This is a genomic window from Blautia sp. 210820-DFI.6.14, from assembly GCF_020558815.1.
GTDB lineage: Bacteria > Bacillota > Clostridia > Lachnospirales > Lachnospiraceae > Blautia_A > Blautia_A obeum.
In genome coordinates this window covers 103,864-124,745 of record NZ_JAJCKS010000004.1, presented here as the reverse complement: position 1 = coordinate 124,745, position 20,882 = coordinate 103,864, and the positions used below count along the sequence as shown (strand labels likewise).

The window sequence follows — 20,882 nt, the reverse complement described above, 5'->3', positions numbered from 1 at the left end:
ACCGTCACGACTGTCACATACCGTCACGGAAAGGATGGATAAGATGGGAAATGTGCAAATATCACAGGAATTATTTATGCAGTTGCTCCGCTTTCACTTGGTTGAAGATGGGAGCTGTGAGAAAGAAATCAAGCAGGGATTGGAGAAAAAACTGGACAGAATGGTCATGCGTGACCTGTATGGAAAATTTAAAACTGCTCCGACAGAGGAAGAACGGGAACGGGCGAGAAAAGAGTATCTGGACAGACGTGGAGTGCCGGAGAGTTTCCGATGGTAATTCTTCCTTGGTGATAAGAACAGGAGCGTGGCACGCCCCTGTTAAGCATAGACAAGGAGAAATCTGGAAAGGAGAATCATGCAATGAGAGAAGGAAGATTAGGTTATAACTGTGAAAATGGAAGATATGGATTGCTGTCAATGGACTTATGGATTGATACGGGATTTCACTGCGGAGAGTGTATGGAAGTTCTGGTAGATGATCAGTGGGTAAAGACCAGGATGGAAATGAATCTGGCGAGGGAATGGTATCTGGTGGGAACGCCCTATTGCGGTGATCTGGAGTATGTACGGGCAAGGATACCGGAATAAATCAGACAGAAAAGTAAAGAATCGGTTTGGTGTCAGAGATAAAAAATAAGCCCGGATACGGGCAAATAAAAAGGGCGGATACGCCCAAAATAAAAAGTCCAAGCCGGAACATGACAGAGGAAGATAGCACCTTATAAAGCCCTCGGCGTTTGAGAGCGAAATACACCCATCGCACAAATCAGAGATTTGTACTCAGGGTATTTCGCCCTGCCGGGAGCTATTTGTGCCGGAAACGGCAGTTAGTTCGTAAACAGGTGCCTATGCACCTACTCACAGCAAAGCAGGCGAGAGCCGGAAAGGAGAATGCTTATAGGCAGACATTCATTTATCAGACAAAACAAGCTGTCTGATGTGGCAGGAAGAATTGATTATATTTCCAATCCGAAAAGACAGGAACATCTTTATGCGACCTATCAGACAGAGGGAGCAACACCAGAGTTCTGGAAGAATCTTGCCAGAGAGAATCAGTTGGATTTTAAAGCAAGCGGAACAACAGGGAAATGTATTGAAGGGCGGGAGTTTATTATTGCACTTCCTGAAAGTTTTGTTGAGTACAAGGCAGATGATGTGGTAAGGCTTTTTACAGACAGCTTTCATAAAGGGTATGGTGTGGAATGCAGTGCAGCACTTCATCATAACAAAAAAATGACCAATTACCATATTCATCTCGTATTCAGCGAACGGAAAATGTTAGAACATCCCGAAGTGAAAATTGCTACCAGAAATATGTTTTATGATGAGCAGGGCAAGCACAGACGCACGAAGAAAGAGATTTTAGATGAGCAGGGAAATCTTCGGGCAGGATGCAGCATTATTCCCAAAGGGGAGGTTTATGAAAGCCATATTTTTACAAAGAAAGATGAGTGGTTTAAGAGCGATGCGTTTACCAGAGAAGTTAAGGAGATGTTTACGGAAATCATTAACAGCCATGTGAAAGAAGAATCCGAAAAACTGTCTGTATTTCAGCAGGGCGGCGTGTATCTGGCAACAAAGAAAATTGGGAAGAACAACCCGAAAGAAGCAGAGATACGGGCGGACAATGTGGCAAGGCAGGAATGGAATCGGACGGTAGATGTAGCATTGGTTGAGGGTGTTCCCGAAGAAGATATTTTGACAATTAAGCGTGAGAAAATCACAGACAAAACATTGCAATCTATACGGACACATGGTTGGTTGCCAGATATGTTTCAGCAGATTATCCGTGGTGCAAAAGACTTCTTACAGGAAATGATTTTCAAGTTTAAGCTGCCTCCGAAGCCAGTACCGAAGATTGATTTACAGGAATGGAATGATATGCGGAAGCTGATGGAGAAACTTCAGAAGCAGTCACAGGCAATGAAATCCACACAGCAGGAGATTTCCTCATTGAAGAAACAGCTTTCCGAGACAACTGGATTTTTTAAAGGGAAAGCACGGAAATCTTTAGAGGGCAAAATTGAACAGTCAGAGAAACAGGAAAAACGTATCCACACGGATATGGAGCAGACTGTAAAACAGGCAGGATATCCAGATGTTCAGTCCTTTGCAAAGACATATCAGAAATCGGAAAAACTGGTCAGGGAATATAATGAGGAGCTGCGAGCATGGAAAAATCAGACAGAACCGAAAAAAGAGAAGCTATCAGAACCGTCGAAAAAGGCAAGCATACGGGAAAAATTGCACCGCTATCAGCAGGAAAGCAGGCAACAGCCAAAACAGACAGCAAAGAAGAAATCAATGGACAGAGGACGATGAGAAAGGTGGAACAGAAAATGAAGAAAACAATTTTTGAAGAAATGGGCGGCACTTATGTAAGATGTGGGGATTACTTTATCCCCAACCTTACTTTGCCGGAGGAAGAAGAACCGAGATTTGTTGGAGTATGGGGACAAAGACATTTGCAGTATTTGAAAGAATACCGCAGGAATGTATATCTGGATCTGATGATGAGCGGCAGACTGAACAGTTATCTGGCAGATATAGAGGAACAGGCACAGGAACGCTTTGAAAGAATTGTAGAGCAGATGAAACAGGCACAAGGAATTACAGAACGGTTAAAGGCAGACAATGCGTGGGAGTGGGTAGGCAGGATGAATAATATACAGGCGTGTGCGAGGGAGATTGTAGATAAAGAAATCATTTATCAATAAGGAATAAGAGTGGCGGAAAGCAAGTCTAAAATGGCTTGCTTTTTGCTTTACAATGTAGGCGGCTGATGTATATAATTATAAATCATAAATTCATGAATTTAATATCAGAAGGTAAAAGCAGGCGTATATTGCGACTGTTTTTACCTTCTTAATAAAATCTGTATTAAGCATATTTATAATGCAGGGGACAAAGACTATTAAAGTTACTATTTCAAGTCCTGCTTTCTAAAAATACGAATCCCAATCTTGTAAAACAGAAGAATTTCCAGAATATTGAACAGGCAAAATTCTATGTGGTAAGGAAAGTCTTTGAAAATAAGAGAAGTTTCTTCCTTTGTGCCGAATTCTGATTCAAATAGCAGATAACTGTGAAATTCAGCCTGCGCAAACGGTGATACTAAAACATGAATGTTATTTGCTGTACGGGCAAAACTATCTATTCGTAGAGGGTTTTCCACAATTTCATGAGTGATAGGATCAGTCCAAGTGCTTGATTGATTTAAGCTGGAAACTGACTTTCCACCTAATGTCAACAATGCTAAGGTTAGAATAACTGCAATTCCAAGACTGATAAGTTGCTTATGTGAAATCATTACAATCATAGTGTACAAAGCAGATACTGTGATGATGCACACAAAAGCAATCGCAGCATGAAATGCAAATTCAGTTACATTGACTTTATCACTAAATTCTAATCCAGCAATATTTGAGCTTGTGAAAACAGATAATATATCAGCAACAAAGAGAACTGTAGCACATATGCTACTGACGATTAGTTCGACAATATAAATCTCTTTTCGTGTATATCCTGCGGATATCTTGTTGTTGATTGTTCTGTTTTCAAAGTCACTCCCTAAGTATAACGGAATCAACACTGCCAAAATGATACATATCAGGTCAGAATTTTCCAATAAAAATGTTGTTGTAAAGATTTTGAAACCATATCCATTTAATAAGATTCCATAAACATTGATGGCAATTACTGCGATTACTCCAAGCCATAGAATTGGAGATTTTGCAGCACGCTTTAGTTCCATAGATAAAAGTTTATTCATAGTTTAAGTCTCCTTTCTGCTTTTCTATAAAAAATTTTTGAAGTAAAAAGTTTCTAAATCGGTATCGGCTATTTCTGATGAAGAGAATTCTTGAATTAAAACACCATTTTTGAGGAAACCATAGTGGTTTGCCACTTTTTGAAGTTCGCTTAAGATATGACTTGAAATCATAATGGTAACACCATACTCTTCATTTAACTTTGCGATGATAGCTCTGACATCTTTTATGCCTTCAGGATCAAGTCCGTTAAGAGGCTCGTCTAAAATGAGGAATTGCGGATTTCCTACAAGTGCCATTGCTAAAGCCAGACGCTGACGCATACCTAATGAATAATTCATTACCAGTTTTCGAGTATCTTTCAGATGTACCAGTTCTAATAGTTCAGCAATCTTCGACTTTACTTCCTTTGATGGACATCCACAAATTTTAAGCTGATACTTCAAATTTCCTTTTGCACTTAAGGTAGGATATAATGCAGGTGTTTCAATAATGGCACCGATTTTAATATTTTCAGATTTAACAACTGTTCCTGAGGATGGACTTTGCAAATTAGAAAGTATTCTCATTAAAGTTGTCTTGCCTGCACCATTATTTCCAATCAATCCATAGATAGCACCTCGAGGAATATGAAGGGAAACATTATCTAAAGCGATTGTTTCTTTGTAATGTTTACAAAGGTTTTGGGTTCTAATAATATCATTCATAAAATTCATCCTTTCTAAATCTGTACGGCAATTGCTGTTGTTAATGAAAGTATAGGTTGTTGGAAGAAAAAAATAAAGCAAATAGCCTTTTACAGTTGGATTTTAGAAGGATAAGGTTACTTTACATGCATGTAAAACGATAATATCTTGTGTAAAATACACGATTATGGCATACTTGAGACAGCGCATTATTATACAATGGAAAGGTGAGCTGAAATGACAGTTGCAGAGATGATAAAAAAAACTCGGACTGAAGCAAACATGACTCAAGGAGAATATGGAGCAAAATTTGGTGTTTCAAGACAGACAGTTTCCAGTTGGGAAAATGGAAGAAGTCTGCCAGATCTTCAAATGTTGATTGATATCTGTAACACCTATCATGTTTCTTTGGATAAGCTATTAAACGAGGATAAAGAGTTTGTTGAGAAAATAGATTTTTACAATAAATATAAAAAGGCAATTCGATTAGTGGGCATGTGTCTGTTGGCTGGTTTGCTTATATTTGCAATTGTATTTATTAACTGGAAAATTACAGAAAGAAATATGAATCAAGCATTTGAAATGAATGCAGAGAAATTAGGATTCGTAAAAGGAGAACTTTACGAATTAGAAAAAGACAATGTTCGGTATCGACTGCCAAACCAAAAACTCCCGTTCTTAAAGAAGGACTTTCATGTAAAAAACAGTTATGCCGATTTTATGATTGAAGATATAGAGATTAGTATTTCTATTTATGATGGAGAGGATTTTGCTATTGAATTTAATCATTTTAGAAGTATAAAAGGTTGCTTTGATAAAGATAGCAATATCGAGATCATGGAAAATACTTTGAACGAGAAAGAGAACATTTTTTATACCGAAAATAATGAGATGATAGAGGATGTGTTAAAGCAGTTATTGGAAATTCATAAAAATGTATATCGGCGTTAGTAAGATGGCGAATATAAATAAGGAAAGGATTATAGAGCAGATGAAACAGGAGCAGGGCATTACAGAACAGTTAAAGGCAGAAAATCAGATGGAATGGGTATCGAGAATGAACAATATACAGGCGTGTGCAAGAGAGGTTGTGAACGCCGAATTGATTTATAACTAAAAGAAAAGAGATTTTGGATAAATGCTTGACTGTAAACCTTGTTTATAGCTTATTCTTAAGATAAAATAGAGTTGCTTGAAAGGAGTGCATAACATGACAATAAAAGATGTAGAAGAACGAACAGGTTTATCCCGTTCTAATGTCCGTTTTTATGAAAAGGAAAAACTCGTTGAGCCTTCAAGAAATGAAAGTAATGGTTATAGAGATTATTCTGAAAATGATGTGGAAAATATAAAGAAGATAGCATATCTGCGTACATTGGGAATTTCTATTGAGGATATACGAAGTATTATATCTGGGAAAGTAACTTTGCAGGAAACGCTTGAGAAGCAGAATGAAGTATTAAAAAGTCAGATTACTGATTTGAATAAGGCAAAACTCATGTGCGAAAAAATGCTGGATGAAGAAAGTATTAGTTATGAAAAATTACAGGTAGAACAATATGTAACAGAGTTGCAGGATTATTGGAAAGATAATCAAACTGTTTTCAAATTGGATTCAGTCAGCTTTTTGTATATATGGGGAAGTATGCTTACTTGGATAACGATTACCGTATTATGCTTGATTATTGGGGCGTTGTCTTATTCTAAGTTGCCGGTAGAGATTCCGGTACAATGGAGTAAAGGTGTGGCAACATCTTTGGTGAATAAAAACTGGATTTTTATTTGTCCCGTTAGCTGTATCATAATCCGTTATTTATTAAAACCTTTTATTTATGCCAAATTACAGATGAACAATTATTATGGTGATATTATAACAGAGTATTTGACAAATTATATGTGTTTTATTGTGTTGTCGGTAGAAATTTTCTCCATACTTTTTACTTTCGGAGTGGTAAAAAATATTGTTGTACTGTTATTTGTGGACACAGTAGTTTTTATTGGATTGTTAGTCGTTGGGTTGACGAAAATGGATTTGAGAGGAAAAGAAATTTTATGATTCAGATTTCAAATTTAAGTAAAAAATATGGTGAAACGGTTGTTTTTTCGGACTTAAACTATACATTTGAAAATGCTTGTATTTATGGACTTGTTGGAAGAAATGGAGCTGGAAAGACTACTCTTTTAAATATACTTTCGAATTATGAAAAAAATTATACAGGAGTAATCTCTATCGACAGAAAAAAGATGAATAAGGTTGATTATCTTGATATGCCGGTTGCCTATGCAATGGATCAACCAAGTTTTTTTAATGAGTTGACGATATATGAAAATCTTCTTTTGATTGCTTCAAGCAGAAAGATAAAAAAACAAGAGGCATTTGATAAAATCGAGAGGATTTTAGATGGGTTGGGATTAAAAAAGTATGAGAACTATTCTCCGTTAGAACTTTCAAAAGGTACAATGCAACGGTTAAATAATGCTTGTGCAATGATACAAGAAGAAAAAATCACTATTTTTGATGAACCATTTTCAGGACTTGATCCTGTCCAAATGAAACTTTTAGAAAATGTAATAGTGGAGTTTCACAAGAAAGAAAAAGGAATTTACATTATTTCAAGCCATGATATAGAGTGTTTACAAAATGTTTGTGACAAGTGTCTTTTGTTACATAACGGACAAATTAGAGAAATCAATATGGAGGAAGTTGACAGAGAGGAAATAGCAAAAATTTTATCTGAAGGGGAGTAAGTATGTATCAGTTGCTTTTGAAACAGAGATTCAAATTTGCAGTTAGAATGGTCAAACGAAATATAGGTGCTTATCTTATACTGATTGCTATTGTGCCATGTATTCTTATATTGCAATCTATGATTCAGAAAAACTATGGAATGGATATTGCTGTTTTTATACCATATGGTATTCTCTGTTTCTTGTTTATGAATTTGTTTGGAACAATACCAAGAATGCGTATTTCTCCTGAAACTTATATTTGGAAAATAGAAAAAACATATATTGGGAGAGTGAAGAAGATAGGAAAAAGCATGGTACTGACGTTGTGTGTTGCGTTGATTTTATTTTGGGCTTTTCCAATGGAGGGAATGGTCTTAAGACAGTTTATTGTGGCTATGCTTTGTAACCCAATCGTCAATATGCATACGGTTTTATCAACACAATATAAATATCGGGATATTATGAATATATGTATGTTGGCAGTAGTAATGATTTGTTTTTTTTATGGAAGTGTATTTGTTACCAGTATATTATTGATCATTTACGGATTATATTTTATTTTATATCCTTATTTTAGCTATCAAGCAATTATCCCGTTCTTTCAACAATATAATCAGATGTTATATGGTTTTTTGAATAGAGAATATGATACAGTTTTGCAAACGCAGGATGAAGTGTTCTTCCAAAATAATCAGAAAGAAATGAAAGGACTGATGAAGAAATATTATGGCAGCCGCTATCGTTTTTTGATGGTTTATGAGGTGGTTAGTATTGTCAGAAGAAAGAAACAGATTATGTATCAGTATTTTGCGATTGTTTTAATCACAATGTTATTATCGCAGATAGACGGAAAATATATTGAGTATGTATTATTGTTTTCTATATTGATATTAGGACAGAATGTTGTCAGCTATAATGTGCAAAATGAATTACGTTTAGTTAAAAAAGGATTTCCGCTCAGATATTCTTTAAAAGAAAAATTACAATGCAAGTCAGTTATTGGAATGTTCTTGTTGTTACTCCCAATGCTCTGTTATTGGATAGCGTATAAAATTGAATTATTTAGTATTATCCTTTGGATATGGATACCGATTCAGAGTATTATAATATATACAGCAAAGAACCGACTGCAAAGGTTACTATATCTACTTCCGTTTTATATTTTGTCATTGTTATCTATGAGAGTATGGCAGATGTTTTTTTAACAATAAGATTATTGATTTTCTAAGCAAAACCGCTTATAATTTGAGTCGGAACATATTGCTATTATCCACAGTTACAGGGCGTGTGTTATCAATGCCGATAACAAAATGATAACATTAGCCTGTATAGGCAGGATAATATGGATAAATCAAATAATTAAAAGAAAAGCGAACACGGCAACAAATAATCTCTAAACAAAATTGATTAGTGATTGTCGAATTCGAATAATTTCTAATTTGTATAAGGCATTTTACGTAGCAGGTAGTCGATAAGATTGCCTGCTATTATTTTAATTATTTCATTTGCTGAAATTTAATATTATAAATGTTGTCAATAAAAATGTTTGATTAACACTCATAATAGGGTACAATATAATTAGCAAAATAAAATATCGCACCGGTGGTGCGAGAAATAATGAAAAATGGGGTATGAAAAATGGCAAGAGGCACAATATTTTCTGGAGAATCAAAAAATATTGAATACAAAATCACTTTACCAGATAAAAGTGAAAAGTACATGAAAACAATCATAGCTTTTGCCAATACTCAGGGCGGAAAGCTGATTGTAGGTATAGATGATAAAACACACGAGATTGTGGGTGTGACAAACGAAATATTATTTCAGTTAATGGATGGAATTGCCAATGCTATTTCAGATTCTTGTATGCCGCAGATTATTCCGGATATTGAACCACAGACAATAGATGGAAAAACGGTTATTATTGTGTCCGTAGAAGCTGGAAAGAATCGCCCATATTATCTGAAATCAAAAGGAAAAGAGAATGGTACCTATATTCGTGTGGCAGGTACATCCAGACAGGCATTTCCAGAAAAGATTAGAGAACTTGAAATGGAGGGGGCCAGAATTTCTTGGGATGAACTTACTTGTGTAGGCTATCCTGTTTCAAAAGAGGCAACAGAAAAGCTTTGTAGTAACATTGAAAACTTCCGGGAAAAAGCTGGAATGACAGAACGTTCAGTGAAGAAAGAGCAGCTCATTAACTGGAAAATTCTGAAACAAAGCGAGGGGCAGCTATTGGCAACGAATGCCTATGCATTATTAACTTCTGATTATTTTCCATTTTCTAAAACCCAATGTGCGGTTTTTAAAGGAACAGATCGGGCGGTATTTCTGGACAAGAGAGAATTTACAGGACCGATTTATACGCAGATTGAAGAGGCAGTGGATTTTGTACTGAGAAATATAAGACTTGGGGCAACAATTGATGGTTTGGTGAGAAAAGAAAAATATGAGCTTCCACCAGAGGCAATCAGAGAAATGATTATCAATGCACACTGTCATCGAAATTTATTGGATGAATCCTGCATTCAGGTTGCGGTTTATGATGATCGACTGGAAGTGACTTCTCCGGGCGGACTGTACAATGGACTGACATACGAGGAAGTCATGAACGGTCATTCTAAAATCCGAAATAAAGCAATTGCCAATATTTTTAGCCAGATGGGACTGGTAGAAGCATGGGGTAGTGGGGTAAAAAGAATTCTTAATGCTGCGAAGGAATATGGACTTCCAGAACCAAAATTTCAAGAATTTGATAATATGTTTCGAGTAGAATTATTCCGTAATTCTTTACCGATGACTTCAGAAAATAAACACATCGGAGAAACATCGGAGAAACATCGGAGAAACATCGGAGAAACATCGGAGAAACATGGAATAGTTGAGCTTAATAGTACTCAGCAGGAAATAGTAAAGTTACTTTTGGAGAATAACCAGTTATCAGCAGCAAAATTAGCAGAAAAGATTGGCGTTGCCAGTCGAAATATAGAAAGCAATATTAAAAAATTAAAAGAATTTGGTATTCTTGTCCGACATGGTTCTCCTAAAAATGGATATTGGGAAGTTACAGATTGTGGGGAAAAGAACAATGAAGATACCGAATGATGTCCTATCGCATGGAAATTGTAGAAGACAAGGATGAAGGCGGTATTGCAGCAGCTATGGGAAGCACCATGCCAACTACAGCAAATCCTACAGCACAGGGAATGATCTCTGTGATATCTTTCGCAGTAAATGTATTTATTTTTGCATACATTCTGAAACGTGCGAAAGCTCAGAAAAAGAATCCGTGGAAAGAAGAAATCTTCACAGACACAAGAGATTATCAGGAAGCAATGGCAAGAGCAAAATAAAGAGAATAAAAGAATTTAGAAGAATCCTGTACGGCTGCAGTAAAACTGTTTCTGTACAGGATTTCTTTGTCTTATTCTAACGCAATTATACGTGACAAACATGGTGGCAATCACGTATACTCAAATCATATCAGAAAGTTATGGATGAAAGGGAGAAATCTATGATATTACGGAAAAGTATTTTGTCGGTCGTGCTTACCATTGCAATGCTTATGCCGCTTGCACAGGCTGTTACGGTGAAGGCAGCAGATGATACAAAACAGATAGATGTCTTGTTTACTCATGACACGCATTCCCACCTGGACAGCTTTTCCACGATCGTAAATGGAGAACAAAAAGAAGTCGGCGGATTTGCAAAAATAAAGACGCTGATTAATGAAAAAAAGAAAGAAGATCCAGATACACTCATACTGGATGGCGGTGATTTTTCAATGGGAACGCTGATCCAGACGGTATATGATACTGAGGCAGCGGAGCTTAGAATGCTTGGATATCTTGGATATGATGTGACTACATTTGGCAATCATGAATTCGACTATCGATCCCAGGGGCTTGCCAACATGCTTAGGGCAGCCAAAAGCTCCGGAGAGACACTGCCTGAGATCGTAGTGTGCAATGTGGATTGGGACAGCATGGAAAAGGCTGGGCTAAACGACGGCCAGAAACAGATACAGTCAGCGTTTGAAACATATGGTGTGAAGGACTATGTAATGGTACAGAAAGGTGACGTAAAGATCGCCGTTGTCGGTGTCTTCGGAAAAGATGCCCTGGAATGCGCACCAACCTGTGAATTATCCTTCAAGGATCCTGTTGAGGCCGTTAAGAAAACAGTAGAAGAAATCAAGAAAAACGAAGAAGCAGACATGATCGCCTGTGTTTCTCATGGTGGAACCTGGGAAGATGAAAGCAAGTCGGAGGACGAACTCCTTGCCAAGGCGGTTCCGGATCTTGATCTGATCATCAGTGGACATACACATTCAGAGCTGCAGGAGGCAATCCAGCACGGAAATACCTATATTGTATCCTGTGGTGAATACGGAAGAAATCTTGGCTCTCTTTCGATGACGCAGAATTCTGACGGACGCTGGGATCTGAGCTCTTATGAGCTGATTCCTGTATCCGAGGATGTAAAAGCCGACAAGGCAACACAGGAGCGCATCGACGCATTGATGGACACGGTGGATACGAATTACCTTGCAGACTTTGGTTATACAAGAAAAGAAGTTCTTGCGCAGAACGATGTGGAATTTAACAGCCTGGAGGAAATGGGCACAGAGCATAAAGAACTGAATCTTGGGGATATCATGGCAGATGCCTACGTATATGCTGTGGAAAATTCAGAGTATTATGATGGAGACCCGGTAGATGTAGCGGTTGTACCGAGTGGGACTGTACGTGACACGTATACAAAGGGTGATATTACCGTAGAAGATGTATACAATTCATTTTCACTTGGAATTGGCAAAGACGGAGTAGCCGGATATCCTCTGATCAACGCATACCTGACAGGAAAAGAACTGAAGCTGGTGGCTGAAGTGGACGCCTCTATTTCTGATTTTATGACGACTGCAAGATTATACTGCAGTGGCCTGAATTTTACATACAACCCGCATCGAATGATCCTGAATAAAGTGACAGACTGCTATCTGACCAGAGCAGATGGAGAAAGGACAGAGATTGAGGATGATAAGCTGTATCATGTTGTAACAGATCTGTACACCGGACAGATGTTAGGTTCTGTAATGAAAATGTCTTACGGACTTCTGTCTCTTGAGCCAAAGGATAAAGACGGAAATCCAATTGAAAATCTGGAAGATCATGCAGTCATGGAAGGCGATAAGGAGCTGAAAGCCTGGGATGCGATCGCAAGATATATGCAGTCTTTTGATGATGCAGATGGAGATGGCATTGCAAATGTATCTGAATACTATGCGACAACCCATGATCGTAAGGTTGTGGATGACAGCAAAAATATACTTGATCTGGTGAAAAAACCGAATAAATTTACCGCAATCATAGTATGTATCGGCCTGATCATTATTATAATAATTGTTCTTGTGGTATCCCTGATTCGAAAGATCGTCCGCAAGTCCAGAAAGAAGAAAAATATACATAACACAAATAGGTGAAATGTATACTTTGTATAAAAAGTATATTTTTATGAAAATTACTCGCAATAATTTGTGCAACATGTTATGGTAAACACATGTTAAACAAGTAATTGGAAAGTGAAGCTGTGAGAGGAGAGCGAATTCATATCAGTCGAAAGGCTGTTATAGAATGCGCTCTTTTTTATTTTTGAAGTTATTACAGGGCTTGTAGAGAATGGAGTCGGAATTTCTGTTTTGCCATATATGGATATTATACGCCATCATAATATAGTAGCAATTCCGGTACAGACATCTATCTGGAAATCAAAGTTCTATATAGCAAGGAGAAAGTATGGAATTCGTTCAGATCAGGAAGAGGCATTTTTTCAGTATTGGAGAAAAAACAGGCTATGAAGAAAGTATTTGGGAATGGCTCAGTCATCCGATCCAGTGCCTGCAGCCAGAAGGGACTGTACATAATACATGCACAGTCCCTTAGTGAAATTGGTTTATTTCTCGCATTCCAGCACAATTACTTCACAGCTGTCGAGCTTCAGCATTCCTTCCGGGCAATCGGTGCGGTTCTGATTGGACAGAAGCACTTTTTTTACCGGATATTCAAGTTTGGTGGAAACGGCTTCGCGATCGAAGTTGGCGGCGACGAGAACGCGTTGTGATTTCGTCTCACGATAATATGCCATAACTGTTTCGCTATCCTGATATGCAGGAACTGTTTTGCCGTAAGTAAAGACTTCTTTGTATTCTGGAGCCTTGCGGATGGTAGTCAGTTTACGGTAGTAATTTAATACGGAATCCGGATCCTTTTCCTGAGCTGCGACGTTGATTTCTTTATAATCAGAGTGAACCTTGAGCCATGGTGTGCCTGTAGTAAATCCGGCATTCGCCTGAGCATTCCACTGTACAGGGGTTCTTGCGTTATCACGGCTCATTTTGCCGCATACTTCCAGAGCTTCTGCATCACTTAAACCTGCTTCTCTTGCAAGATTATACTGATCGATCGTACTGATATCATTGTAATCATGAATGTTGCTCCAGATTTCATTCTGCATTCCGATTTCCTGTCCCTGATAAATGAACGGAATTCCACGAAGCAGGATGTTTACGGTACCGAGCATTTTGGCACCGACAGGCGTTTGGGCATACTCCGGAAGAAAACGGGATACACCGCGAGGTTCATCATGATTTTCGATGATATTTGCTTCCAGTCCATATTTTTGGACATTGATCTGAGAACTCAGAATTGTGTCGCGCCATGTTTTGAAATCTACATGAGGTGCATCGTACCAGCCATGAGCACCATCGCTGAGGGAATGCGCACAGAAATCAAAGATTGTGGAGAAATGTCCGTTATCTCCAATAAATTGACCAAGTTCATCAGCTTTCATATTGAATACTTCACCAACGGTGAAAGCATCATATTTCTGAAAAGTGTTTTTCTTCAGATCTTCAAGGAATTCTCCTACACCGTCAACGTTTTCGACCATTTTCCAGCAGGCGGCCATGCCATCCGGTCCGTCCGGTTCATAGTCAGGAAAAGCAAGGTCTTTTTTGATGTTGATGATCGCATCGATACGGAAACCGGCAAGGCCTTTTTCAAGCCACCAGTTGATCATATTGTAAAGCTCCTGACGAAGCTTTGGGTTCTCCCAGTTCAGATCAGGCTGTTCTTTGGCGAACATATGGAAATAGTATTTGTCTGTTCCCGGAACCGGTTCCCAGCAGCTGCCGCCGAAGTAAGAACGATAGTTGCTTGGCGGGTTACCGTTTTTTCCTTTCCGGAAATAAAAATAATCTGCATATTCACCATCTGGATCAGCCAGAGCTTTTTGGAACCATTCATGTTTGTCAGAGCAGTGGTTGATGACCAGATCCATGATGATATGCATATTACGTTTTTTTGCTTCTGCAAGCAATTCATCAAACTCTTCCATAGTTCCGAATTCTTCTGCAATTGCATAGTAATCTGAAATATCATATCCCTGATCGACAAAAGGCGATTTGTAGATTGGAGAAAGCCAGATGATATCAATGCCCAGTGCTTTTATGTAATCCAGTTTGGAAATGATTCCTCTCAGATCTCCGATGCCGTCCCCGTTACTGTCCAGAAAACTCTTTGGATAGATCTGATATGCGATTTTGTCATGCCACCATTTTTCTGTCATTATTTGTACCTCTTTTATTCATGCATTATATGTTTAGTATAGATGATATTGTGCCTGCATTCTTGCGATATGTCATCATTATATAATACTATCCTGCTTTTGGAAAAGAAAATATCCATTTCTGCCGTTCTGTTTTGTTTCGTACAGGGCAGTATCAGCATTTTTGTAAAGATCCATGTAGCATGTTCCGTGTTCAGGAGCAAATGAGATACCAATACTGATCGTTATATGGTGTCCGTTCATTTCTGCAAAGGAAAGATTCTTTACAGTGTCTGCCAGTGCTTGAATGCGTGTTACAGCCCTTTCTTTTGATTCTGTTTTGCACATGTAAATGACAAACTCATCTCCACCGATTCTTCCAATGATATCATTTTCTCTGAAATAATTTCGGAGTGTCTGTCCAAGTGTGCTGAGGACAATATCGCCGACAGCATGCCCATAATGATCATTTACTTCTTTGAATTTATCAACATCCAGAATAATAAAAGTACCTTTTTCATGAGGCCTCTGCTCCAGGATTTCGTTGATGAGTGCCTCTGTCGTGCGTTTGTTGAGAACACCTGTCAGACCGTCTGTCTGTGCATCGCGACGTAGCTCTTCATTGCGGATACGATTGTTGTGGATAATGTAGAAAACAAGTAACAGCACCAGAATGAAGAATACGGACATAAAAATGCCTTCATAACTTTTAATGAAAGAATAGGAGCTTTGGGCATCGGATACAGGAATAACATAGCAGATCATCCAGTCATTCATGCCAAGCCGGGTATAAGCGATATACTGGTCAGATTTTTTGTTGGAGTTTGTTCGGATCTTAATCAGTCCATCGTTGCCGGCTGAAAAATCTTTTTTGACATTTACAAGAGAATTTTTGGACAGAAGTGTTCTGTCTTTATAAAAATCAAAAAAATTGTCACGATATGTGATTTTATGATATGAAGGTTCACCATCGTAGGCGATGATCTCTCCTTCTTTTGTGACAATCAGACTGTATCCGGCATCATCAAAAATATCATTAAAAAGCATCTGACTAAGGGCGGTCACATTATAAGAGCCACCAAGTGCGCCAATGATTCTGCCATTACAGCGTACAGGAACACACAGGATCACACGTGTCTCCTGATCAATACTGCTGTCCAGTGGATCACTGAGAGTTGCCTGGCCTTTCATGGCTTCCAGAAAATATTTTCTCTGGGATACATTCTTTATGGCACCGTTGTCATAGTATGCTGTACCGTCTGCTTCGATCAGGGCAGTTCTTTCGAAATCCGTGTTTGCTGCCAGGGATACCAGAAGCTCCATATTTTCATCGGAAAGAATATCAGAGGAATCTCCCATTTTGTCAGCGATACTGTTCAGAAATCCGTAATGAATATTGAGAATGGATAACGCATGATTACTTTGTTTTGCTACATTATTGGTCATGGTTTTCTGAGAATTGGTATCGATTGACTTCTGGACATATAACAGAAAAACACCCAGACTGATGACTACGGCACAGATAAAAATAATAATAGCAGCAACATAATGCGTAGAAATATTTTTTTTCTTTTTCATATTCTGTTTCTCCTGTAGATAGATACAGTTTGAGTATATAGAGAATATATAGTATAAAATATTTTATGCGAGAATGCAAAAACGTTTTTGCTTTTTTTCGCCAATTAAAAAGCTCTTGACTATAGCGGATAAGAGTTGTAAAATAAAAAAAGCTTTTAACGAGGTAAAGCATAAGAGCAAATTCTATGAAGGGAAGCAGTAAAAGCAGAGAAAATAGCTGTTTACAGAGAGCCGCAGGTGGTGTGATGCGGTAACGGCATTGTTTTGAATATCATCCCTGAGAAGGAAGACCGAACGTTACGTTTGAGATTTATCAGTAGGTTTTCACGGAGGCTCCCCGTTACAGGAGACGCGTATGCCGGTACGTTGCAGAATCGTACTTGTTTCAATGACGAAACAGGGTGGTTGCGGAATTATATATCCGTCCCTGATGGGGCGGATTTTTTTTATGCAGAATTTTCTGAAACCGGAACATCATCATATTTTACAAGGGAGGAAGAGAGGATGAAAGTCTACAAGAAACTCATGAATGCACTTGCAGCAGTAGAAAAAGTTGTACTGGTAGTTACAACATTGCTGATTCTCGTGCTCACTGTGGGAAACGTGTTTTCCCGTAAAGTGATCCACCGCTCATGGTCCTTCACAGAAGAACTTGTTGTAGCGGTCTTTGTACTTATTACACTTCTGGCAGCAGCATTGTCCTGCAGAGAGGGTGGCCTGGTCAGCCTGACACTGGTTACAGACCGTCTTCCAAAAAAACTGAAAAAACCATCTGTGATCCTGATCACAGTACTGAGTATTATTTTTTCAGTGATTCTTTTTAAGTATGGTATGGACAAGGTTATCACCCAGCTTGAAAACGGAAAAAGAACCTTTGTACTGAACTGGCCGGAATGGATCTTCTGGTCCTTTGTACCGATCGGAGCAGGCTGTATGATTCTTCATCTTATTGAGTACTGTCTGGATGTCTGTTTTGGAAATAAAAACGATAAGGAGGGCAAATAAATGATCAGTGCTGTTTTATTTATTTCATTTTTTGTTTTTCTGATCCTGGGTGTGCCGATTGCACTCTGCCTGGGTCTGTCCTCTGTATGTGCGATCCTTTATTCGGGAACCTCACTTACCATCGTTGCAACAAATATGTATTCAGGAATCAGTAAATTCCTTCTTCTTGCGATTCCGTTCTTTGTACTGTCCGGAAATATCATGGCAAAAGCCGGAATTTCACGCAGACTGATCGATTTTGTAGATACCTGTGTCGGACACAAAAAAGGCGGTATCGCAATCGTATGTGTTATTGTTTCCTGTTTCTTTGGAGCAATCTCTGGTTCCGGTCCGGCTACAGTAGCAGCTCTTGGTGCTGTTCTGATCCCGGCAATGGTTGAGCAGGGTGGTTTCTCTGCACCGTTTTCAACAGCTTTGATGGCAACGTCGAGTTCGGTGGCTATCGTTATACCGCCAAGTATCGCTTTCGTTGTATATGCGTCTATTACAGGTGTGTCTATCGCAGATATGTTTATGGCAGGTATCGTACCTGGAATCCTTATGGGTGTGGCACTTGTAATTGTAGTAATTCTTGAAGCAAATAAACATGATATCAAACCGTCCCGTAAAAAAGCATCTGCAAAGGAGAGATGGGCCACTTTTAAAGAGGCATTCTGGGGATTCCTGATGCCTGTCATCATCCTTGGCGGAATCTACGGTGGTATCTTTACACCAACAGAAGCTGCGGCAGTATCTGTTGTATATGGACTTTTTGTAGGTATGGTGATCTACCGTGAGGTATCCTTCAGAGATCTGTTTGATATCCTGGTAGATTCCGCAAAGACTACCGGTGGAATCATGCTGATCGTTGCAAGTGCATCTCTGTTTTCATTTGTATGTACCAAGTTTGGTATTGCAGAGGCTGCATCCGGACTGCTTGCATCCATCGCACACAATCAGTTTGTATTCCTTCTGATCGTAAATATTATCTTCCTGATCGCAGGATGTTTTATTGATGCAAACTCAGCAATGTACATCTTTATCCCGATCATGCTTCCGGTATGTAAAGCATTGGGATACGACGTTGTTGCATTTGGTGTTATGGCAACTGTAAACCTTGCGATCGGACAGGTTACCCCTCCGGTAGGTGTAAACCTTTTTGTTGCGATCAGTATCAAGATCAAAAAAGGTCTGGAGGTTACTCTTCAGCAGATCTCAAAGGCAGTTATGCCGATGATCGCTGCCAGTGTTGCAGTGCTTCTGGTCGTTACCTATGTACCGGTAGTTTCTACTGCACTTCCAAAAGCGCTTGCGAAGGATGGTTCTTACACAGGCGAACAGGCCTCATCTGACACTGGAAGTACTGCTTCAAAGGATGCTGGAAATGGTGAAGACTCTTTTAATACAATTGAAGATTACAGCGACCTTGACTGGCCGGAAATGACCTGGAACTTTGCATGCTCCACAACGGAGACAAGTACCTGGGCAGACGGTGGACGTAAGTTCGGCGAACTGATGGAAAAGGCAACCGGAGGCAAGGTTAAAGTTAATGTTTATGCAACTGACCAGCTGACAAACGGAAATCAGTCTGAAGGAATCCAGGCACTGATGAATGGAGACCCGGTACAGATTTCCATGCATTCCAACCTGATCTATTCCGCATTTGATCCGAGATTCAATGTAGTATCTCTTCCATTTATTTATGATTCTTATGATGACGCAGATGCAAAATTTGACGGAGCAGCCGGTGAAAAACTGAAAGAATTGCTTTCCGAATATGGTCTGCACTGCATGGGTATCGCAGAGAATGGTTTCCGTGAGATCACCAACAGCAAACGCGAGATCAAGACTCTGGATGATATGAAGAATCTTAAGATCCGTGTGGCAGGTTCCAATCTTCTTATGGAATGCTATAAGAGATGGGGCGCAGATGCAACAAACCTGAACTGGACAGAGACCTACACGGCTCTGCAGCAGAATACAGTAGAAGGACAGGAGAACCCACTGCCGGCAATCGATGCGGCAAGTGTGCAGGAGGTTCAGCCATACTGCTCTATGTGGGATGCAATCTATGACTGTCTGTTCTTCTGCATCAACCAGGAGATTTATGACAGTCTGACACCGGAGCAGCAGGCAGTTGTTGACGAGTGTGGTCAGAAAGCTGTTCAATACGAGCGTTATATCAACCGTTCCGGAGATGAAGAGATCATGGAGCGCTGGCAGTCAAAGAATGGCGTGACGATCACAAATAAAGAAGATATGGATATCGATTCCTTCAAGAAAGCCGTAGATGGTGTTGATGAGTGGTTTGTTAAGGAACTTGAGAAAGAAGGATACGATGACGCACAGGAACTGGTAGATCTCTTCACACAGGAATCTACGGATACAGTTGCGGATTACAGTGATCTCAACTGGCCGGAAGCAACCTGGAACTTTGCATGCTCCACAACGGAGACAAGTACCTGGGCAGACGGCGGACGTAAGTTTGGCGAGCTGATGGAAAAAGCAACCGGAGGCAAGATAAAAGTCAACATCTATGCGGCAGACCAGCTGACCAATGGAAATCAGTCTGAAGGAATCCAGGCGCTGATGAACGGAGACCCGGTACAGATTTCCATGCATTCCAATCTGATTTACTCAGCGTTTGATCCAAGATTTAATGTTGTATCGTTACCATTTATTTATGATTCCTATGATGATGCAGATGCGAAATTCGATGGTGAGGCAGGAGAAAAGCTGAAAGAAATTCTTTCCAGTTACGGACTGCACTGCATGGGTATCGCAGAGAACGGCTTCCGTGAGCTGACCAACAGCAAGCATGAAGTAAAAACTCTGGATGACATGAAGAACCTCAAGATCCGTGTAGCAGGCTCCAACCTTCTGATGGAATGCTACAAGAGATGGGGCGCAGATGCAACGAACATGAACTGGTCTGAAACTTATACGGCTCTGCAGCAGAATACTGTAGAAGGCCAGGAAAACCCACTTCCGGCAATTGATGCGGCAAGTGTGCAGGAGGTTCAGCCATACTGCTCCATGTGGGATGCAATCTATGACTGTCTGTTCTTCTGTATCAACCAGGATCTGTACGATACTCTGACACCAGAGCAGCAGGCAGTCGTTGATGAGTGTGGACAGAAAGCCGTTGAGTATGAACGTTACATCAACCGCTCCGGTGATGAAGAAATCATGAACCGCTGGCAGTCAAAGAATGGTGTGACAATCACTAAAAAAGAGGATATGGATATCGATTCCTTTAAAAAAGCCGTAGAAGGTGTGGACGAGTGGTTCGTAGAACAGCTGAAAGATGCCGGATATGACGATGGACAGGAACTGGTAGATCTGTTTGAAAAATAGAAGTCAAAAAATTTAAATTTTTAAATTAAGAAGCTGGCGCTTCGCAGATTGCGGGGCGTCAGCTTTTATAGTATAATAAAATTAATAATGACTTTTTTTGAAAAAAGGTTATGCGGAAAGTATGTGGAGATTTTGGAAAAATCTATAAAGTATTTTACAGGAGTTTAAG

General features: G+C 39.3%; 17 protein-coding genes, 1 pseudogene and 1 other annotated feature. Of the genes and pseudogenes, 14 read left to right on the top strand and 4 right to left on the bottom strand.

Annotated elements, in window-relative coordinates; genetic code table 11:
• Positions 1-43: 43 nt before the first annotated feature.
• From LI112_RS05490 to LI112_RS05475, 4 genes are all read left to right on the top strand, one after another.
• Positions 44-277 carry a hypothetical protein gene (locus LI112_RS05490; RefSeq protein ID WP_015540717.1) on the top strand — a complete coding sequence of 78 codons (234 nt, stop codon included), beginning with the start codon at positions 44-46 and terminating at the stop codon, positions 275-277.
• Between the two features lie 83 nt (positions 278-360).
• Positions 361-588 (top strand): DUF5348 domain-containing protein, encoded by a 228-nt coding sequence (locus LI112_RS05485; protein ID WP_015540718.1) that lies wholly within the window; start codon positions 361-363, stop codon positions 586-588.
• A gap of 303 nt (positions 589-891) precedes the next feature.
• Complete coding sequence (locus tag LI112_RS05480) at positions 892-2,322, top strand: MobA/MobL family protein (protein WP_118587866.1); 1,431 nt, start codon at positions 892-894, stop codon at positions 2,320-2,322.
• A gap of 17 nt (positions 2,323-2,339) precedes the next feature.
• Positions 2,340-2,717: a TnpV protein gene (locus LI112_RS05475; protein WP_129794817.1), complete on the top strand. Its 378-nt coding sequence runs from the start codon at positions 2,340-2,342 to the stop codon at positions 2,715-2,717.
• Between the two features lie 206 nt (positions 2,718-2,923).
• Here LI112_RS05475 and LI112_RS05470 read toward each other — a convergent pair whose 3' ends face one another.
• Positions 2,924-3,772 carry an ABC transporter permease gene (locus LI112_RS05470; RefSeq protein WP_003864628.1) on the bottom strand — a complete coding sequence of 283 codons (849 nt, stop codon included), beginning with the start codon at positions 3,770-3,772 and terminating at the stop codon, positions 2,924-2,926.
• 24 nt (positions 3,773-3,796) lie between these two features.
• Positions 3,797-4,477 carry an ABC transporter ATP-binding protein gene (locus tag LI112_RS05465; protein WP_040466133.1) on the bottom strand — a complete coding sequence of 227 codons (681 nt, stop codon included), beginning with the start codon at positions 4,475-4,477 and terminating at the stop codon, positions 3,797-3,799.
• Positions 4,478-4,693: 216 nt separating this feature from the next.
• Here LI112_RS05465 and LI112_RS05460 point away from each other — a divergent pair, with 216 nt between their 5' ends.
• The 8 genes and pseudogenes from LI112_RS05460 to LI112_RS05425 all read left to right on the top strand — a co-directional run bounded on the left by LI112_RS05460 (position 4,694) and on the right by LI112_RS05425 (position 12,671).
• Positions 4,694-5,407, top strand: a complete 714-nt coding sequence (locus tag LI112_RS05460; protein WP_003864626.1) for a helix-turn-helix domain-containing protein — start codon at positions 4,694-4,696, stop codon at positions 5,405-5,407.
• A gap of 22 nt (positions 5,408-5,429) precedes the next feature.
• Positions 5,430-5,573, top strand: a pseudogene (locus LI112_RS05455) (TnpV protein); the annotation flags it as partial.
• A 93-nt stretch (positions 5,574-5,666) separates the two neighbouring features.
• Complete coding sequence (locus LI112_RS05450) at positions 5,667-6,512, top strand: MerR family transcriptional regulator (protein WP_118136259.1); 846 nt, start codon at positions 5,667-5,669, stop codon at positions 6,510-6,512.
• Entirely contained in the window at positions 6,509-7,204 is a 696-nt protein-coding gene (locus LI112_RS05445; RefSeq protein ID WP_040466134.1) for an ABC transporter ATP-binding protein, read from the top strand. Before LI112_RS05450 ends, LI112_RS05445 begins: the two co-directional genes overlap by 4 nt.
• Before the next feature lie 2 nt (positions 7,205-7,206).
• Entirely contained in the window at positions 7,207-8,391 is a 1,185-nt protein-coding gene (locus LI112_RS05440; protein ID WP_227190337.1) for a hypothetical protein, read from the top strand.
• Positions 8,392-8,824: 433 nt separating this feature from the next.
• Positions 8,825-10,294: an ATP-binding protein gene (locus LI112_RS05435; RefSeq protein WP_118393209.1), complete on the top strand. Its 1,470-nt coding sequence runs from the start codon at positions 8,825-8,827 to the stop codon at positions 10,292-10,294.
• Positions 10,295-10,305: 11 nt separating this feature from the next.
• The gene (locus LI112_RS05430) at positions 10,306-10,542 is read left to right on the top strand and encodes a DUF5692 family protein (RefSeq protein WP_227190336.1); all 237 of its coding nucleotides are present in this window, start codon (positions 10,306-10,308) and stop codon (positions 10,540-10,542) included.
• A 161-nt stretch (positions 10,543-10,703) separates the two neighbouring features.
• Entirely contained in the window at positions 10,704-12,671 is a 1,968-nt protein-coding gene (locus LI112_RS05425) for a bifunctional UDP-sugar hydrolase/5'-nucleotidase (RefSeq protein WP_227190335.1), read from the top strand.
• A gap of 470 nt (positions 12,672-13,141) precedes the next feature.
• Here LI112_RS05425 and LI112_RS05420 read toward each other — a convergent pair whose 3' ends face one another.
• Both LI112_RS05420 and LI112_RS05415 read right to left on the bottom strand, forming a co-directional pair.
• Entirely contained in the window at positions 13,142-14,815 is a 1,674-nt protein-coding gene (locus LI112_RS05420) for an alpha-glucosidase (RefSeq protein ID WP_173908944.1), read from the bottom strand.
• Positions 14,816-14,893: 78 nt separating this feature from the next.
• Positions 14,894-16,372 (bottom strand): sensor domain-containing diguanylate cyclase, encoded by a 1,479-nt coding sequence (locus LI112_RS05415; protein WP_227190334.1) that lies wholly within the window; start codon positions 16,370-16,372, stop codon positions 14,894-14,896.
• A gap of 176 nt (positions 16,373-16,548) precedes the next feature.
• Positions 16,549-16,804 (top strand) — a binding site (T-box leader).
• 72 nt (positions 16,805-16,876) lie between these two features.
• Here LI112_RS05415 and LI112_RS05410 point away from each other — a divergent pair.
• Positions 16,877-17,377 carry a TRAP transporter small permease gene (locus LI112_RS05410; protein WP_005425800.1) on the top strand — a complete coding sequence of 167 codons (501 nt, stop codon included), beginning with the start codon at positions 16,877-16,879 and terminating at the stop codon, positions 17,375-17,377.
• A complete protein-coding gene (locus LI112_RS05405) occupies positions 17,378-20,713 on the top strand; it encodes a TRAP transporter large permease subunit (RefSeq protein ID WP_227190333.1) in 3,336 nt (1,111 codons plus the stop codon).
• The last annotated feature ends 169 nt before the right edge of the window (positions 20,714-20,882 follow it).

Excerpts from the sequence above, each read along its gene's own strand:
- LI112_RS05485 (WP_015540718.1), top strand. The coding sequence starts at position 361 with ATGAGAGAAGGAAGATTAGGTTATAACTGTGAAAATGGAAGATATGGA.
- LI112_RS05470 (WP_003864628.1), bottom strand. The coding sequence starts at position 3,772 with ATGAATAAACTTTTATCTATGGAACTAAAGCGTGCTGCAAAATCTCCA.
- LI112_RS05410 (WP_005425800.1), top strand. The coding sequence starts at position 16,877 with ATGAAAGTCTACAAGAAACTCATGAATGCACTTGCAGCAGTAGAAAAA.
- LI112_RS05440 (WP_227190337.1), top strand. The coding sequence starts at position 7,207 with ATGTATCAGTTGCTTTTGAAACAGAGATTCAAATTTGCAGTTAGAATG.
- LI112_RS05420 (WP_173908944.1), bottom strand. The coding sequence starts at position 14,815 with ATGACAGAAAAATGGTGGCATGACAAAATCGCATATCAGATCTATCCA.
- LI112_RS05465 (WP_040466133.1), bottom strand. The coding sequence starts at position 4,477 with ATGAATGATATTATTAGAACCCAAAACCTTTGTAAACATTACAAAGAA.
- LI112_RS05460 (WP_003864626.1), top strand. The coding sequence starts at position 4,694 with ATGACAGTTGCAGAGATGATAAAAAAAACTCGGACTGAAGCAAACATG.
- LI112_RS05415 (WP_227190334.1), bottom strand. The coding sequence starts at position 16,372 with ATGAAAAAGAAAAAAAATATTTCTACGCATTATGTTGCTGCTATTATT.
- LI112_RS05405 (WP_227190333.1), top strand. The coding sequence starts at position 17,378 with ATGATCAGTGCTGTTTTATTTATTTCATTTTTTGTTTTTCTGATCCTG.
- LI112_RS05430 (WP_227190336.1), top strand. The coding sequence starts at position 10,306 with ATGGAAATTGTAGAAGACAAGGATGAAGGCGGTATTGCAGCAGCTATG.
- LI112_RS05425 (WP_227190335.1), top strand. The coding sequence starts at position 10,704 with ATGATATTACGGAAAAGTATTTTGTCGGTCGTGCTTACCATTGCAATG.
- LI112_RS05450 (WP_118136259.1), top strand. The coding sequence starts at position 5,667 with ATGACAATAAAAGATGTAGAAGAACGAACAGGTTTATCCCGTTCTAAT.
- LI112_RS05480 (WP_118587866.1), top strand. The coding sequence starts at position 892 with ATGCTTATAGGCAGACATTCATTTATCAGACAAAACAAGCTGTCTGAT.
- LI112_RS05445 (WP_040466134.1), top strand. The coding sequence starts at position 6,509 with ATGATTCAGATTTCAAATTTAAGTAAAAAATATGGTGAAACGGTTGTT.
- LI112_RS05490 (WP_015540717.1), top strand. The coding sequence starts at position 44 with ATGGGAAATGTGCAAATATCACAGGAATTATTTATGCAGTTGCTCCGC.
- LI112_RS05475 (WP_129794817.1), top strand. The coding sequence starts at position 2,340 with ATGAAGAAAACAATTTTTGAAGAAATGGGCGGCACTTATGTAAGATGT.
- LI112_RS05435 (WP_118393209.1), top strand. The coding sequence starts at position 8,825 with ATGGCAAGAGGCACAATATTTTCTGGAGAATCAAAAAATATTGAATAC.